At 73.1% G+C, this 15,227-nt stretch carries 14 protein-coding genes and 1 riboswitch; of the genes, 7 read left to right on the plus strand and 7 right to left on the minus strand.

Annotated features, from left to right (window positions below; genetic code table 11):
- Position 1: 1 nt before the first annotated feature.
- Entirely contained in the window at positions 2-472 is a 471-nt protein-coding gene (locus BS83_RS15915) for a nuclear transport factor 2 family protein (RefSeq protein WP_037604470.1), read from the minus strand.
- Positions 462-1,289 (minus strand): helix-turn-helix transcriptional regulator, encoded by an 828-nt coding sequence (locus BS83_RS15920; protein WP_037604471.1) that lies wholly within the window; start codon positions 1,287-1,289, stop codon positions 462-464. Before BS83_RS15920 ends, BS83_RS15915 begins: the two co-directional genes overlap by 11 nt.
- Before the next feature lie 50 nt (positions 1,290-1,339).
- Here BS83_RS15920 and BS83_RS15925 point away from each other — a divergent pair, with 50 nt between their 5' ends.
- On the plus strand, positions 1,340-1,750 hold the full coding sequence (locus BS83_RS15925) for a DUF2000 domain-containing protein (RefSeq protein WP_037604472.1): 411 nt from the start codon (positions 1,340-1,342) through the stop codon (positions 1,748-1,750).
- An 18-nt stretch (positions 1,751-1,768) separates the two neighbouring features.
- On the opposite strand, the gene BS83_RS15930 is transcribed toward BS83_RS15925, so the two are convergent.
- From BS83_RS15930 to BS83_RS15940, 3 genes are all read right to left on the minus strand, one after another.
- Positions 1,769-2,218 (minus strand): hypothetical protein, encoded by a 450-nt coding sequence (locus BS83_RS15930; protein WP_037604473.1) that lies wholly within the window; start codon positions 2,216-2,218, stop codon positions 1,769-1,771.
- 57 nt (positions 2,219-2,275) lie between these two features.
- Positions 2,276-3,964 carry an NHL repeat-containing protein gene (locus BS83_RS15935; RefSeq protein WP_232248356.1) on the minus strand — a complete coding sequence of 563 codons (1,689 nt, stop codon included), beginning with the start codon at positions 3,962-3,964 and terminating at the stop codon, positions 2,276-2,278.
- Between the two features lie 350 nt (positions 3,965-4,314).
- Positions 4,315-5,049, minus strand: coding sequence for an IclR family transcriptional regulator (locus tag BS83_RS15940; protein WP_037604474.1), 735 nt, complete (start codon positions 5,047-5,049; stop codon positions 4,315-4,317).
- 129 nt (positions 5,050-5,178) lie between these two features.
- Positions 5,179-5,321: riboswitch (SAM riboswitch) on the minus strand.
- 183 nt (positions 5,322-5,504) lie between these two features.
- Here BS83_RS15940 and BS83_RS15945 point away from each other — a divergent pair.
- The 3 genes from BS83_RS15945 to BS83_RS15955 all read left to right on the plus strand — a co-directional run bounded on the left by BS83_RS15945 (position 5,505) and on the right by BS83_RS15955 (position 11,020).
- The gene (locus BS83_RS15945) at positions 5,505-7,565 is read left to right on the plus strand and encodes a phosphocholine-specific phospholipase C (protein ID WP_037604475.1); all 2,061 of its coding nucleotides are present in this window, start codon (positions 5,505-5,507) and stop codon (positions 7,563-7,565) included.
- Between the two features lie 284 nt (positions 7,566-7,849).
- Complete coding sequence (locus tag BS83_RS15950; protein ID WP_198035245.1) at positions 7,850-10,201, plus strand: ATP-binding protein; 2,352 nt, start codon at positions 7,850-7,852, stop codon at positions 10,199-10,201.
- Between the two features lie 138 nt (positions 10,202-10,339).
- On the plus strand, positions 10,340-11,020 hold the full coding sequence (locus BS83_RS15955; protein WP_037604476.1) for an RICIN domain-containing protein: 681 nt from the start codon (positions 10,340-10,342) through the stop codon (positions 11,018-11,020).
- A gap of 85 nt (positions 11,021-11,105) precedes the next feature.
- Here BS83_RS15955 and BS83_RS15960 read toward each other — a convergent pair whose 3' ends face one another.
- Positions 11,106-11,528 (minus strand): hypothetical protein, encoded by a 423-nt coding sequence (locus BS83_RS15960; RefSeq protein ID WP_157597196.1) that lies wholly within the window; start codon positions 11,526-11,528, stop codon positions 11,106-11,108.
- A gap of 336 nt (positions 11,529-11,864) precedes the next feature.
- Here BS83_RS15960 and BS83_RS45450 point away from each other — a divergent pair, with 336 nt between their 5' ends.
- A complete protein-coding gene (locus tag BS83_RS45450) occupies positions 11,865-12,350 on the plus strand; it encodes a hypothetical protein (RefSeq protein WP_037604478.1) in 486 nt (161 codons plus the stop codon).
- Positions 12,351-12,402: 52 nt separating this feature from the next.
- Positions 12,403-13,350, plus strand: coding sequence for a helix-turn-helix transcriptional regulator (locus tag BS83_RS15970; protein ID WP_037604479.1), 948 nt, complete (start codon positions 12,403-12,405; stop codon positions 13,348-13,350).
- Between the two features lie 37 nt (positions 13,351-13,387).
- On the opposite strand, the gene BS83_RS15975 is transcribed toward BS83_RS15970, so the two are convergent.
- Entirely contained in the window at positions 13,388-13,795 is a 408-nt protein-coding gene (locus BS83_RS15975) for a DUF7144 family membrane protein (protein WP_232248357.1), read from the minus strand.
- A 174-nt stretch (positions 13,796-13,969) separates the two neighbouring features.
- Here BS83_RS15975 and BS83_RS15980 point away from each other — a divergent pair, with 174 nt between their 5' ends.
- Positions 13,970-15,199, plus strand: a complete 1,230-nt coding sequence (locus BS83_RS15980; RefSeq protein WP_037604480.1) for a YncE family protein — start codon at positions 13,970-13,972, stop codon at positions 15,197-15,199.
- Positions 15,200-15,227 lie beyond the last annotated feature (28 nt).

The following is a 15,227-nucleotide window of genomic DNA, read 5'->3' on the forward strand; positions in this document are numbered from 1 at the left end:
CCTACAGGCCCAGGTCGGACAGCGACGGGTGGTCGTCGGGCCGGCGGCCCGGCGGCCAGTGGTAGAGGCGCTCGGAGGCGTCGATCGGCAGGTCGTTGATGGACGCGTGGCGGGTGCGCATCAGTCCGCGCTCGTCGAACTCCCAGTTCTCGTTGCCGTAGGAGCGGAACCAGGTGCCGGAGTCGTCGTGCCACTCGTAGGCGAACCTGACGGCGATGCGGTTGTCCTCGAACGCCCACAGTTCCTTGATCAGCCGGTAGTCCAGCTCCCGCGCCCACTTGCGGGTCAGGAACCCGACGATCTCCTGGCGGCCGGTGACGAACTCGGCGCGATTGCGCCAGCGCGAGTCCGCCGTGTAGGCGAGGGCGACCTTCTCCGGGTCGCGGCTGTTCCAGCCGTCCTCGGCCCGGCGCACCTTCTCGATCGCGGTCTCCCTGGTGAAGGGCGGGAACGGCGGGCGCTCATCGGACATCGTGGCTCCTTGCCGGGAGGGGGGAACGCCGCGCGAAGCGGCCGGGGCTGACGCCGACGATCCGGCGGAAGTGGCGGGTCAGGTGCGACTGATCGTAGAAGCCGGCCTCGGTGGAGACGGAGCCCGCGGGGAGGCCGTCCAGCAGCAGCGCGCGGGCCAGGTCCACCCGGCGTGAGGTCAGGTACTGGTGCGGGGCCATGCCGAACTCCCGGGTGAAGGCCCGGACCAGGTGCGCGGGGCCGGCGTACAGCTCCGCCGCCGCCTGCTCCAGGGACACGCCCTCGACGACGCGGGCGTCGATCAGCTCCCGCAGCCGGTGGGCGACGCCGCGGTCACGCGGCGGCGTCGGCTCGGGGCCCGTGCGGCGCAGCAGATGCCCACGCAGCCGGCCGCAGATCAGCGCCAGCCGGCTCTCGGCCTCCAACTCCTCCCCGGGGAACCGCAGCGCGTGGTGCAGCCGGTGCACCCGGCGGCGCAGCAGCGGGTCGTCCAGCGTGGGGGTGTCCACGGCGGCGCCGATCAGATCCGCGCCCAGCGCCTCCGGCTCCAGGTACAGCACCCGCTTGCGGAAGCCGAGCGCGGTCGCGGCCCGGCCGTTGTGCGGCACCTGGGGCGGCAGCAGGCTGACGCGGTCGCTCGGCGCACCGCGTTCGTGGCGGTCCAGGTCGTAGCGGACCGCGCCGTCGTCGACGATCAGCAGCGTCCAGGTGGCGTGGGCGTGCATCGGGTAGCGGTGCTGGACGAAGTGCGCGTGGAAGACCTCGGCGATGCCCGGCACCTCGGGATGCCAGGCGGTGACCTCCTCGGCGGCGACCATGCAAAGAACGTACAAGACCGTTGCCCCGGTCCGCGAACAGACTTCGGAGTATGGACTTCGACACCAAGATCGCTGTGCTGCTCCGCGACGACCTGCTGCCCTGGCAGCGCCTCAACGTGACCGCCTTCCTGGTCAGCGGGATCGCGGCGGCGCTGCCCGAGCTGATCGGCGGGCCGTACGCGGACGCCGACGGAACGCCCTACCTGCCGATGTTCCGTCAGCCGGTGCTGGTCCTCGAGGGCTCCAAGGAGACGATGACCGCCGCCCACGGGCGCATCCTCGGTCGCGACCTGCCCCGGGCGGTCTTCACCGCGGACCTGTTCGCGACCGGCAACGACGACGACAACCGCGCCGCGGTGCGCGCGGTGCCGCGCGACCGACTGGACATCGTCGGACTGGCCGTGCACGGCCCGAGGAACGTGGTCGACCGGGTGCTCAAGGGCGCCAGGATGCATCCCTGACGCCGCCCCGGCGGCGGCTCAGGTCGCGCGTCCCGGTTCGATCAGCAGGTAACGGGATCGGCCCGCCCGGTAGAGCAGGGCGTCCCACCCGGCGCGTCCGGCGGCCTCGGCGGCCTCCCCGAGCCGGGCCTCGCCGGCGTCGGCCGGGCGCTCGCCGCGCCGGCTCACCCACTCCGCCCGGACGACCCCCTGACGCTCCTCGCTGAGCCGGACCCCGCTCGCCACCACCGTGCCCTGGCCGTCGACCCCGGCGAAGTCGACGCCCATCGCCTCCAGGGCGAGACCCACCGCCTGGACGGGGCGGTTCCGCTCCCAGGGCGCGGGCAGCTCGGGCTCCTCCGCCTGCGTGATCCGGCGGATCTGCCGCAGCGACTCCCAGGCCTGCGCGACCTGGGCCGGCCGGTCGGCGGTCAGCTCCTCGGGCCGCTCGTGGCCGGTCCGCGCGGCGAATCCGGAGACGCCCGTCACCCCGACCTCCCGACCTCGGACCTCGCTCCCTGGGGACGATCGTCGCAGACCCCACTGTCAGGGGCGCTGCGGCGGGCCGGCGAGCGGGGTCCGCACCGGCGCCGCGGCCCCGACCAGGACCACCAGCTCGTGGCCGCCGGGATTGGTCTGCACCGGGACGGTGCGCCAGTTGTTGGCCAGCCACACGTTGCCGGACGGGTCGATCTGCAGGCCGGTGTTCCTGACCAGGCCGTCGCTGGTGTAGCCGGTGGCGGCCGGGGAGATCGGCTGCCCGGTCCGGTAGCCGGGCGGGCAGGCGCCGACCCGGACGCCGCAGAGCTCGGCGAGTCGGTGGCCGCCGAAGTTCGCGACCCAGACGTGGTCGTCCCCGTCGATCGCGACGCCCCACGGGAGCACCAGCCCTCCGTTGGTGAAGGGGGCGGGCAGGGCCGTGCCGTCGGGGCGGATCATCACCATCCCGGGACGCGCTCCGGCCGGCGGGGCGGCGTTCAGCGCCGCCGCGAAGTCCGCCGTGGTGCCGCCCTCGCAGGGCACCGGCAGGACCTGGTCGTCCGCGACCCAGAGGTCGCCCTCCTGATCGGCGGCGATGCCCAGGGGCCGGTGCAGGCCGGGCGGGGTGACGGTGCGCAGCGGTCGGCCGTCGGGGGCCAGTTCGACCACGTTGTCGCTGCCGTTGCCGGTGACCCAGGCCCGTCCCTTCGGGTCGACGGCGATGTCGAAGGGCTTGACCAGCCCGGTGCCGCCGAGGGCGAGGTTGCGGGCCGAGGCGGCGTGCCCGTCGGGAACGCGGGTGACGCTGCGGTTGCCGCAGTTCGCGATCCAGATGTTCCCCGAGCGGTCGGCGACGGTGCCCTGCGGCTGGCTGATCCCGCCGAACCGCCATCCGGTCGCCGGGGACAGTGCCCTTCCGTCCGGGGCGAACTCGGACACGGAGTGGTAGTGCGGGCTCGGGTCGACGGTGCAGCCACGGCCCTGGAAGCCGAAGTTGGAGACCCAGGCGTGTCCGCTCCGGTCCACCGCGATGCCGAATCCGGCCCCGTAGAGGCCGCCGCCGCGGTAGGGCGCGCCCGGCAGGTCGCCCCCGGTCGGGGTGAGCGCGAGCACGGTACGGCCGCCGCAGACAGGGGTGAGGGGGTCGAGCACGAAGGGGTAGTTGTTGCTGACCCAGGCGTTCCCCGCGGCGTCGAAGGCGATGTTGCCCGGCCCGTTGATCTCGTGGCCGTTCCCGGCGTAGCGCAGGGCCAGCGTCCAGGCGTCGGGGGCCGCGTCGAGTGCGGGCCGGTAGACGGGCGCGGTGCGGGCCAGGGCGAAGAGCGCGGCGACCCGGTTCCACGGTGCGCGGGCGATGTCGGCGGCGGCCTGGAAGCTGTCGCCCGGCTTCGGCTGTCCGGGCGGCCGGGCGAGCCGCAGCAGTGCGTCGCAACCGCGGCCGCGGGCGCAGGACGCGAGCAGGTCGGCGAGGGTGTCGAAGGCGGCCAGGGTCGAGGTCTGCCGCCCGTTGGGCGGGGCGGCCAGCAGCGGCGCGATCCCGCCGGTGCGGACGTCGGCCAGGTTGTGGGAGATCGCGGCGGCGTTCGGCAGTCCTGGGCTGCTTCCGGCGACCTCGCCGCCGCGGGTGAACTGCGCGAAGGCGTACGCGGCCGCGACGGTGGTGCGCTCGTTCACCACGACGTCGGTGCCGGCCGGACCGCCGAGCGCGGCGGCGAGGCGCAGCCCCGGCCGCCCGTCGGCGGTCAGGTACAGCACCGCGGCCGGGTCGCGGGGCTGACGGTAGACCAGGTGGAAGCGGCCTTGCGGTCCGCTGCAGGCGTGCGCCAGCTCCTTCGGGCGCTCCCCGGAGCGCGTGCCCGCCTCGAGGAGCGTGACCCGCGTGTCCCGCAGCGGCGTCGCACCGCTGCGGACGGCGCCGTCCTGGGAGACCTCCGCACCGGCGGGGACGGCACCGGCGGGGTGCCACCGCCCGCGGCGCCCGCTCCCGCCCCCAGGCAGGCGAGCAGGGTGGCGACCAGCAGGGTCCGACGACGTCGACGCATGAGGGTACTGTCACCCGGGCCCCGCCCGTCCGGCCGGGGGCACGCGCGCGGCACGTCACCGAATCAGCCGGTTGCCCCACCAGGCGGCAGGCAGGCCAGGGCCTTGCTGAGCCGGGCGGCCGCCTCGACCACGGGCTGCGCGAAGTGCGCGCCGGGGTGCCGGGTGAGCCGCTCGATCGGCCCGGAGACGGTGACGGCGGCCACGACCCGGTTGGCCGGGCCGCGGACCGGTGCGGAGACGGAGGCGACCTGGGGCTCGCGTTCGCCGACCGACTGGGCCCAGCCGCGCCGCCGCACCCCGCTCAGCGCGGTGGCGGTGAACCGTGCGCCGCGCAGACCGCGGTGGAGACGCTCGGGTTCCTCCCAGGCGAGCAGGATCTGGGCCGCGGAGCCGACCTGCATGGGCAGGGTGACCCCGACCGGGACGGTGTCGCGGAGACCGGACAGCCGTTCCGCTGCGGCGACGCAGATGCGGGCCTCGCCCTGCCGCCGGTAGAGCTGGGCGCTCTCGCCGGTGACGTCGCGCAGCCGGGTCAGCACCCCACCGGCGGCGGCCAGCAGGCCGTCCTCACCGGCGGCTGCCGACAGCTCGCCGAGCCGCGGGCCGAGCACGAACCGGCCCTCGAGGTCCCTGGCGACCAGGCGGTGGCGTTCGAGCGCGACGGCCAGACGGTGGGCGGTGGGCCGCGCCAGGCCGGTCGCCGCGACCAGTCCGGCCAGGCTGTTCGGGCCCGACTCCAGGGCGCCGAGGATCAGGCTGAGCTTGTCGAGCACGCCGACGCCGCTCGTGTTCTCCATGGGTGGGGTACTCCAGTCTCAAATCCGGTGAGCGGCAGATCTGTTGCCTGCGCCGGCCCGAGAACGGGTACGCGGGTGCACCGGGCGGGGAAGCGCCCGGGCGAAGGACAGCACTGGAAGCACCGTGTCTCCTCATCTTTCCCGCGCCACGTTGGCGACAGGCCGGAGTTGGCACTGATCCCTGACGTCCCCGCGCGCGGTTCGCGCGCGGGATCGACCGGGGAGTTGCCGGGGCTTCGTAGGGCCGGTCCCTCCACCCCTCTGGATGATTCGGGAGGAACCCTACAAGATGCCACCGGCCGCTCACCAAACGACCCCTGCGCGCATCGCTCCGTCACGACACGTTCGCCGTCCCGAGGTCCGCCGACCACCGGCGCGACATCGCGAAGTTGTCCAGACAAGTTGTCCTGGTCCGCAACCCGAAAGCCCCCGCCCCCGACGTGTGAGGCCCGCCCATGACCGAGCTCAGCCGCCGCCGTTTCCTCCAGCTGTCCGGCGCCACCGTGGCCTTCTCCGCGCTCTCGCAGAGCATCGCGCGGGCCGCCGCCATCGCCCCGCAGGGCACCACCGGCAGCATCCAGGACGTGCAGCACATCGTCGTGCTGATGCAGGAGAACCGCTCCTTCGACCACTACTTCGGCTCGATGAAGGGCGTCCGCGGCTTCGGCGACCCCCGGCCGGTCACGCTGCCCAGCGGCAAGTCGGTGTGGCACCAGACCAACAGCAGCAACAAGGAGACCCTGCCGTTCCGGCCGCAGGTCGACAACCTCGGCCTGCAGTTCGTCCAGGACCTCAACCACGACTGGGCCGGCACCCACCAGGCCTTCGACAACGGCAAGTACGACAAGTGGATCCCCGCCAAGACGGCCACCAGCATGGCCTACCTGACCCGCCAGGACATCCCCTTCCACTACGCGCTCGCCGACGCCTTCACCCTGTGCGACGCCTACCACTGCTCGCTGATGACCTCGACCGACCCCAACCGCTACTACATGTGGACCGGCTACACCGGCAACGACGGGACCGGCGGCGGCCCGGTCCTCGGCAACCAGGAGGCCGGGTACAGCTGGACCACCTACCCCGAGCGGCTGGAGTCCGCGGGCGTCAGCTGGAAGATCTACCAGGACATCGGCGACGGCCTGGACGCCGCCGGCTCCTGGGGCTGGATCAGCGACGCCTACCGCGGCAACTACGGCGACAACTCGCTGCTCTACTTCGACAACTACCGCAACGCCCAGCCGGGCAGCGCGCTCTACGAGAAGGCCCGCACCGGCACGAACGCCGCCGCGGGCGACGGTCTGTTCGACCGGCTGGGGGCCGACGTCGCGGCGGGCACGCTGCCGCAGGTCTCCTGGATCGTCGCCCCCGAGGCCTACACCGAGCACCCCAACTGGCCCGCCAACTACGGCGCCTGGTACATCTCGCAGGTGCTGGACGCGCTCACCTCGAACCCCGCGGTCTGGGCCAACACGGCACTGTTCATCACCTACGACGAGAACGACGGCTTCTTCGACCACGTCGTCCCGCCGTTCCCGCCCTCCGGCGCCGCGCAGGGCCTGTCCACCGTCTCCACCACCGCCGACTGGTTCGCCGGCAACAGCAGCTACGCCGCGGGCCCCTACGGGCTCGGACCCCGCGTCCCGATGCTGGTCGTCTCCCCCTGGAGCACCGGCGGCTACACCTGCTCGGAGACCTTCGACCACACCTCGATCATCCGCTTCATCGAGCAGCGCTTCGGCGTGGCCGAGCCGCACATCTCCCCCTGGCGGCGCGCCGTCTGCGGCGACCTCACCTCCGCCTTCGACTTCACCGCCGCCAACCCCGCCCCGGCGACGCTGCCCTCCACCACCGGCTACCTGCCGCCGGACCACAACCGTCACGCCGACTACGTGCCCACGCCGCCGGCCACCGGCACGATGCCGGTCCAGGAGACGGGCGCCAAGCCCACCCGGCCGCTGCGCTACGCGCCCTTCGTCGACGGCGCGGCGAACACCTCGGCGGCCACCTTCGCGCTCACCTTCAGCGGCGGCGCGAACGCGGGCGCACAGTTCCTGGTCACCGCGGCGAACCGGACCGACGGCCCGTGGAGCTACACCGCAGAGGCGGGCAAGAGCATCGGCGACACCTGGAACACCAAGTACTCCAAGGGCGTCACCGACCTGACCGTCCACGGCCCCAACGGGTTCCTGCGCCGCTTCCGCAACCCCGGCAGGACGGCCGGACCCGAGGTCACCGCGCGCCACAACGCCGCCACCGGCAACCTCGACCTGACGTTCACCAACGCGGGCACGGCGAGCGCGGTCCTCACCGTGACCAACGCCTACGCCGGTTCCCCGGTGACCGTCACCGTGGCCAAGGGCGCGACGGTGACCCGGTCGCTGGACCTCGGCGGCTGCCGCAACTGGTACGACGTCACCGTCACCCAGTCCGGGCAGGCGGACTTCGTCCGCCGCCTGGCCGGTCACGTCGAGACCGGCGCACCCGGCCTCTCCGACCCCGGCCTGATCACCGCCTGACGCGGCGCCGCGGCCCCGGAGCCACCACGCTCCGGGGCCGCGGCGTGCCGCCGGTCCGCGCGCGGCGCATCCCCATGTTCGCCGCGATCGCATGCCGTCCGTGTACTGTCAGATCGGGAGGACGTTGGCCGGACACTCCCCGGACGCTTCGCCGCCGGGGCTGGCCCTGCACGGAACAGCACGACCAGACTGCCCGGGGCGGCCGGACGAGTCTCGTTTCCCGTACGAGTCCGTACACCGCCTGCACCACAGTCCAGCAGGAACACGACTTCATGGGGGGCGTCGTGGGTGAGCAGCACGGAACGGTTCCGGATCCGGACCGAGCCGCGGATCTGGCCGAGTTCATCGGCGCGTTGGGGGAACTGCGTGTGTCGGCGGGGATGCCGTCCTACCGGGCGCTGGCCAAAAGGGTCGGGCCACGGATGCGGCCGCCGCGGGTGATGTCGCCCAACACGCTCGTGGACGCGTTCAGGCCCGAGCGGCGGCGTCTCGACCTGGATCTGGTGGTCGCGATCGTCGGGGCCCTCGGCGAGGACGAAGCCGCGGTCGACCGCTGGCGGGAGAGCTGCCTCCGGGTGCACCGCGACGCCAGGACGCAGGCCCCGGCGGGAGCCGAGCGGAGGAGGCGCGCCGTGGACGGGGCGCCGGCCGAACTGTCGGCGGATCTCACCGACTTCACCGGACGCGTGAGCGAGGCGGAAGAACTGGTCGCCGCCCTCGGGACGCCCCCGTCCGGGCCGGCCGCCCCGGTGGTCCTCTCGGCGATCAGCGGCGCGGGCGGGATGGGCAAGACCACGCTTGCCGTTCATGTCGCCCATCGGGTGCTCCGGGGGTTTCCCGACGGACAGCTCCAGGCCGACTTCCACGGCACCGAAGCCGTGCCGACGGCTCCCCACGACGTCCTCGCCCGCTTCCTCCGGTCGCTCGGCGTCGCACCGGCTCGCATCCCCGTCGATCCCGACGAGCGCGCGGCCCTGTACCGCAGCCTGCTCGCCCAGCGGCGGGTGCTGATCCTCCTGGACAACGTCAGGGACGCGGCGCAGGTGCGCCCGCTGCTTCCCGGCGCGGGACCGAGCCGGGTCCTGGTGACCAGCCGAAGCGCCCTCCCCGGCCTGGACGGCGCGCTCCGGATCACTCTCGGCGCCCTCGGCCCTGACGAGTCGTCGGAGCTGTTCACGAACATCGTCGGCCACCCTGTCGTCTCCGCGGAACCGGACGCCGTGCAGTCCCTGCTGGAGATCTGCGCGGGCCTGCCGCTGGCCGTCAGGATCGCCGCGAGCCGACTGGCGACCGGGCTCCACCCCAGCGTAGGCGAGCTGGCCCGACGCCTGGCCGACGAGCGGTCACGGCTGGACGAGCTCACGGTCGAGGACCGGGCGATCCGGACGACCTTCTCGGTCAGCTACCGGGGACTGCCCGAGGACCAGGCCCGGGCGTTCCGGCTGCTGACGGTCAGCGACTGCCCGTCGTTCACGGTCCCGGCTGCGGCCGCGCTGCTCGCCCTGCCCGCGGACGTCACGCGGCGGCTCCTGGACGCGCTGGTCGACATCCATCTCCTGCAGTCCTCGACGCCGGGACGGTACGTGTTCCACGACCTTCTCCGGCTCTTCGCGGCCGAGTGCGCCCAGAGAGACGAGACTCCGGCCGCACGGGACGCGGCCATGCACCGGCAGCTGCGCTGGCACCTGCACACCAGCGCGGCGGCGTCCCGGCGCATGAACCCGTCGCGCCGTCATGTCATCGTGGAGGAGCCGGGTCCTGGGTGGCGCCCACTGGACTTCGACGACTTCGACGCGGCACTGGCCTGGTTCGAGGCGGAGCGCACGAACCTGGGCTTCGCGGTCGCGCAGGCGGCACGGACCGGTTGTTACGAGATCGCCTGGAAACTGCCGATCACCATGTGGGACCTGTTCCACAAGCGGCTGTGGCAGCAGGACGGTATCCGGTGCTACGAGAGCGCACTGGCCGGCGCGGAAGCGCTGCAGGACCGCGCGGCCGAAGCCTGGGTGCTCGTCAGCCTCTCCAGCGCCTACCGGGAGGCGCTGCGGCTCGGCGAGGCGGCGGACTGCCTGGACCGCGCGCTGACGATCCGCAGCGGGCTGGGCGACCTTCAGGGGCAGGGCTCCTGTCTGATCAACCTCGGGTACGTGTACACGGAGATGGGCAGGGCGGCGGAAGCCGCCGACGTGCTGGAACGAGCCGTGCGCATCTTCCAGGGCCTCGGCCACCCGGCGGGTGAGGCCGCGGCGCACACCAACCTCGGCCTGGCGCTTCAGCAGCTGGGCGACCACCCCGCCGCTGTCGGGCACCATCGGCGGGCGCTCGCGATCAACCTGCGGACCCCCGACCGCTTCGCCGTCGGCAAGACGCTCACCAATCTCTCGGTCGCCCTGTTCCAGCTCGGCAGCCTCGACGAGGCGGCCGACCAGGCACGACGCGCCGTCGAGGTGACCCGTGACACCGGCAACTCGACCGACGAGGGCCACGCCCTGGACGCCCTGGGCCAGGTCCACGCCGCGCGGGGGCAAGGGCCGCTGGCCCACCGGTACTGGCGTGAGGCATACGTGATCCTCGACTCCATCGGCCACCCCCACGCCGCGGACGTCCACCACCGGCTCACCTCCCCGACCGGGTAGCCGTACGGGTTCGTACGGGAACCGGGACTCCGTCCTCTCCCCGGCACAGCCTGGACGTGTCGCTTCGTACCGGACCGGTCGAGCGGCACGTCCAGCGCCGACGCTCATGCTTCGGCCACACGGAACAGGGAGAGAGCCTTGTACGGAACGAAGGCAACCACGACGCGCCGCACCGTCGCCACGGCGGTCGCAGCGCTCGCGCTCGCCGGCGGCACGGCCCTCGGCGCCGCGAACACCGCGACCGCCGCCACCACCCACGCCACGCCGCACATCGCCTCGGCGCAGGCGTCCATGCCCGCGGGCGGGCTCACGGCGGGTCAGCTGGCCGACGGCGCCCACACCGAGCTCCTCCGCGGCGCGACGAGCGCCGTGACGCCGTCGGCGGTGCTCCAGGGCGTCGTCGTGATCGACAGCCTCTACACGGTGACGCACGGGCAGTGCCTCGACGCGGACGCCACCAACGGCGGCAACGGCACCAGGGTCCAGGCCTGGGCCTGCAACGGCTCCACGCAGCAGGAGTGGTACTCCTACAGCGACGGCAGCCTCGAGAGCGTCAGGTTCCCGGGAATGTGCCTGGACGCGGACACCAACGGCGCCGGCAACAACGGCACCAAGGTCCAGCTGTGGCAGTGCAACGGCTCCACGCAGCAGGACTGGTTCTTCCGCTCCGGCGACCTCGCCATGTACAACCTGCGGTTCAACAACAACCTCAACACCGTGCTGGACCGCAACGCCACCATCCCCGGCAACGGAGCACCGGCGCAGCTGTGGCAGAAGAACTTCCAGTCCCAGCAGTGGTGGAAGCCCGTCCTCGCCTGACCCACCCCTGACGCGCCACCAGTCCCCCCGGCACCGGCCGCCTTGGCGGCCGGTGCCGGGGGGACAGGGCTGTGGCCATCCGGGGTCAGGGGGTGACTCCCTTGTCCAGCACCATGCAGGTGCCGTCGTCCGAGACGGCGTAGGTGACCGAGACGAGCCGGAGGTCGGGCGTCGGGCTGGTCACCGTGGGGCAGGTGGTGCCGACGCCGCGCACGGTGACCGTGTAGGTCACCGGCCAGGTGCGCGTTTCGGTCCAGCCGACGGAGGCGCCCGCGCCCGGGCTGCTCGGCGTGTTGTCGGGGTTCGCGACGACGCCCAGCCCCTGGCTGGTGCACGCCGCGCAGCCGAACACGTGGATGAGGACGGCCGTGTCGTTGCTCACCGTCACCGATACGCCCGTGACGGCTCCCTGGTCGTCGGCTCCGCAGCCGGCGAGCAGAGTCGCCCCGCCCAGGCCGAAGAGCGACCACGCCGCCGCACAGCCGATCGCCCGTCCGAGACTCGCCACCACCGACACCCGACCTGATTCGCCCGCACACGTCACCCGAACGAGCGTGGATGCTCGCACGCCCGGGAGTCCGATGACAAGTGGGATCACGGCCCTGGTCTGCGAAAACACCGAGGCGCCCGGGCCGGTGATCTCCAACGGGTCCCGCCCGGCCCATCCGGCCTTCGGCCGGCTTCGGGACGCTCGAGCTGCGGGGCCGCAACATCCGCGCCGGGCGCGTTTCGTTTCGCGGACAGGCCGACGCTTCGCTCACGGGGCTGTCCAAGATCCTCTCGTGGCGCAGCCTTGGACGACGACTCCCGACCCGGGAGCCGAACGTGACAGGCGGTCCCCTCCATGCCTTCCCAGCTTTCCCCGGCACCCTTCGGGGAGACCTCGGCCATCGCCACCGCCCGCGCCGCGCTCCGCCGGGCCGAACTGGAACTGGCGGCGGGCTGCTGGCACATGTACCCCAGCGGTGTCGAGGCCGCCCAGCAGATCCTGCGCCCGCTCGACGCCCTGGCCCGGCTCACGCCCGAGCAGCGCGGCAGCGGAGCGGGGCAGCCGGAGGCCCTGATGCGCGAAGCGCTCGGGGAGATCGCCACCGCCGCGCTGCGGACCGAGGGCGGGCTGCGTCAGCTGGTCGCCGCCGTCTGCGCCGCTCTGGACCCGCTGGTCCAGCCGCACCCCGCCCTCCCCTGCGGCACCGTGCCGACCGTCGCCGACGACGCCGCGCGGCTCGCCGCGGCCGAGCAGATCCTGGAGCCCCTGCAGCGCCTGCTGCGCACCGCGCTGGCGCAGCACGGCGGGATCGACGAGGCCCAGGGCCGCCCGCTGCCGTGATCAGCACGGCCTTTCCCCGACGGGAGGGCGCGGGATCTGATGAGATGTGGTGATGGAGCAGTCGTTGTTCGAGAGCAGCAGTCTGGAGGCCACCGAGGCCTTCCTCTCGTCGGCGTACACCACGATGCGGATCAGCGGCCGGGAGACGGACGACACCCGGGCCAGGGTGAGCCGGCAGGCGCTGCCCACCGTGAGTGTGGACCAGCTCTCCCTCGGCTACGACATGGGCTACGACGCGGGCTGTCTGGGGAAGGTGGCCCTGGTCACCGTCGAGTCCGGCTCCCTGGTCGACCGCTCCGAGGGCCGGGAGGAGGTGTTCGGACCGGGCGAGACCTTCCTGGTGGCCCCGCCCGACCGGCCCTACCGGGGCGTGGTCCGCTCCGCGCGCTACACCGTGACCATGCTCGACCCGGCCCTGTTGGACCGGGTCGCCCGCGGCGGATCCCACGGGGCCCGGGTCGACCTCACCGACGCCCGCGCGGTGACGCCCGCCGCCGGCCGGCGGCTCACCTCCGCCGTCGGCTACCTCAGGGACCAGGTGCTGACCGACTTCGACGCGTCCGCGTCGGAGCTGGTGGTGTCCACCGCGCTCCAGCACCTGGCCGCGGTCGTGCTCACGACCCTGCCGAACACCTCGCAGACCCCGCCGACCAGGACCGACTCCCTGGACGCCGGGTACGGCACGCTGCGCCGCGCCGAGGCCTTCATCGACGACAACGCGCACCGCGACATCTCCCTCGCCGACATCGCGGCGGCGGCCTGCGTGACGCCCCGGGCCCTCCAGTACGCCTTCCGCCGCCACGCCGACACCACGCCGCTGGCCTACCTGCGCCGGGTCCGGCTGGCCCGCGCCCACGAGGAACTCGCCTCGTCGAACCCCCAGCGGACGACGGTGACCGCCGTCGCCCTGCGCTGGGGCTTCCTCCACCAGGGCCGCTTCGCCGCCGCGTACCGGCAGGCCTACGGCGTGGCCCCCTCGCTGACCCTGCGGGACCGGTAGGCGCCGAGGCGAGCCGCGGGAGCGACCGGATCCGACCTCAGGCGTTGAACCTGGTCAACGCCCACAGGATCAGCACGTCCAGCACCATCACGCTGATCGCCCACGCCGGGTAGTGGGGCAGGTACATGAACTGGGTGCCCAGACTGATGGCGGCCATCGTCACACCCATCAGGCGGCCCCAGCTCCGGCCCCCCAGCACTCCCACGCCGGCGACGACCAGGATGACGCCGACCACCAGGTGGATCCAGCCCCAGGAGGTCAGGCTGAAGCTGTAGGCGTACCCGGCCACGGAGAACAGGTGGTCGCGCGCGATCCCGGTCACGCCCACCAGAATGCTCAGCGGCCCGCTCACCAGCAGGACGATCCCGGCGAAGAGGGAGGGTCCGGGGATGGTTCCGTTGCTGCCGCGCGACTGCTCCTGCCGCGCCTCGGGCATCGTGGTCATGACTGCCACCTTCCTGACAGCGTGCTCTCCTGCAAGCGTGACCGCGATCGACGGCGCCCGCGACCGCGCGCCGTCCGGGTGGCCCGAATTCCCCGCGGCACGGGCCTTGGCTGTTCGCCCCCGAGTACTTACTGTCGAGTAGCTTGATCCGGACACCTCAACCCAGGAGGGCACATGCGGGGCGCTCGCACCTTACGCAGCGCGGTCGTGGTCACGGCCGGCGCGATCCTGCTCGGCGCGGCACTGACCGGGCCGCCGGCCGGGGCCGCACCCGCCGCCACGGCGGTGGCGGACGGGCTGCGGGACGTGATCGTCGTGGGCAACAGCCAGGCGGGCACCGTCAGCTTCGTCGACGCCCACACCTTCGCCGTTCTGGGCTCACTGAACGTCACGGCCGACGCGCAGCAGCGCATCGCCGCGATGGACCCGATCCAGTGGGCCGGATTCCAGACCGTCACCTCGGTCGAGGGCGGCAACCGTTGGGTGGACGACGCGCAACTGTCCCCCGACGGACGCCGGTTGTACGTCTCCCGGGGCAACCTCGACGACGTGGCCGGGTACGACCTCGCGACCGGCGCGCAACTGTGGCGCACCAGGCTCGACGGCTTCAAGGCCGACCACGCCGCGCTCTCCCCGGACGGCACCCGCTACGTCGTCTCCGCCACCACCGCGCAGAAGGCGGAGGTGCTGGACACGGCGAACGGCTCCGTCGTCGGCTCGTTCCCGACCGGCACCTACCCGCACCAGAACGACTACAGCGCGGACGGCCGCTACATCTACAACTCCAGCATCGGCGTGACCTCGCTGCCGAAGTCCCTGGAGTGGGCCAAGGGCACGTTCCAGCTCACCAAGGTCGACGCGCGCACCCTCCAGGTGGTGCAGACCTGGCTGTTCCCGCACGGCATCCGCCCCAACATCATCGAGCCGGACGGCCGCACGATGTTCACCGACCTGTCCTACCTCAACGGCTTCGCCCAGTTCGACCTGGCGACCGGCCGCCAGGTGCGGACGGTCCAGATGCCCTACAGCGCCGCGGGCTCGGCGCTGAGCCCCGACTCCTACCCGCAGAACTCGGCGCACCACGGGCTCGCCCTCTCCGGTGACGCCTCACGCGTGTGCGACGCGGGCACCATCGACGACTACACGGCGATCGTCGCCGCCGGCGACGGATCGACGGTGGGCACCGTCGACTACCCGACCGGCAGCCTGCCCTACTGGGCCACCAGCAGCGCCGACGGCACCCTGTGCTTCGTCTCCCTGAGCAAGGCGGGCGAGGTCTCCGTGGTCGACTTCGCCACGGCGAAGGAGCTCGCGCGAGTACCCGTGGGGGCGTTCCCGCAACGCGAGCGCACCGGCGCGATCGACCCCGCCGTGATCCCCGACCTGTCCCCCGCGGCGGGCTGAGTCCGCACCGGCGCCGTTGACATTTGTC

The organism is Streptacidiphilus rugosus AM-16 (assembly GCF_000744655.1).
In the GTDB taxonomy this organism is placed as follows: domain Bacteria; phylum Actinomycetota; class Actinomycetes; order Streptomycetales; family Streptomycetaceae; genus Streptacidiphilus; species Streptacidiphilus rugosus.

What these genes read in the sequence shown, in the direction of transcription:
- BS83_RS15970 (WP_037604479.1), top strand. Translation starts at nt 12,403, where the DNA reads ATGGAGCAGTCGTTGTTCGAGAGCAGCAGTCTGGAGGCCACCGAGGCC.
- BS83_RS15920 (WP_037604471.1), bottom strand. Translation starts at nt 1,289, where the DNA reads ATGGTCGCCGCCGAGGAGGTCACCGCCTGGCATCCCGAGGTGCCGGGC.
- BS83_RS15945 (WP_037604475.1), top strand. Translation starts at nt 5,505, where the DNA reads ATGACCGAGCTCAGCCGCCGCCGTTTCCTCCAGCTGTCCGGCGCCACC.
- BS83_RS15925 (WP_037604472.1), top strand. Translation starts at nt 1,340, where the DNA reads ATGGACTTCGACACCAAGATCGCTGTGCTGCTCCGCGACGACCTGCTG.
- BS83_RS15975 (WP_232248357.1), bottom strand. Translation starts at nt 13,795, where the DNA reads ATGACCACGATGCCCGAGGCGCGGCAGGAGCAGTCGCGCGGCAGCAAC.
- BS83_RS15980 (WP_037604480.1), top strand. Translation starts at nt 13,970, where the DNA reads ATGCGGGGCGCTCGCACCTTACGCAGCGCGGTCGTGGTCACGGCCGGC.
- BS83_RS15940 (WP_037604474.1), bottom strand. Translation starts at nt 5,049, where the DNA reads ATGGAGAACACGAGCGGCGTCGGCGTGCTCGACAAGCTCAGCCTGATC.
- BS83_RS15915 (WP_037604470.1), bottom strand. Translation starts at nt 472, where the DNA reads ATGTCCGATGAGCGCCCGCCGTTCCCGCCCTTCACCAGGGAGACCGCG.
- BS83_RS45450 (WP_037604478.1), top strand. Translation starts at nt 11,865, where the DNA reads ATGCCTTCCCAGCTTTCCCCGGCACCCTTCGGGGAGACCTCGGCCATC.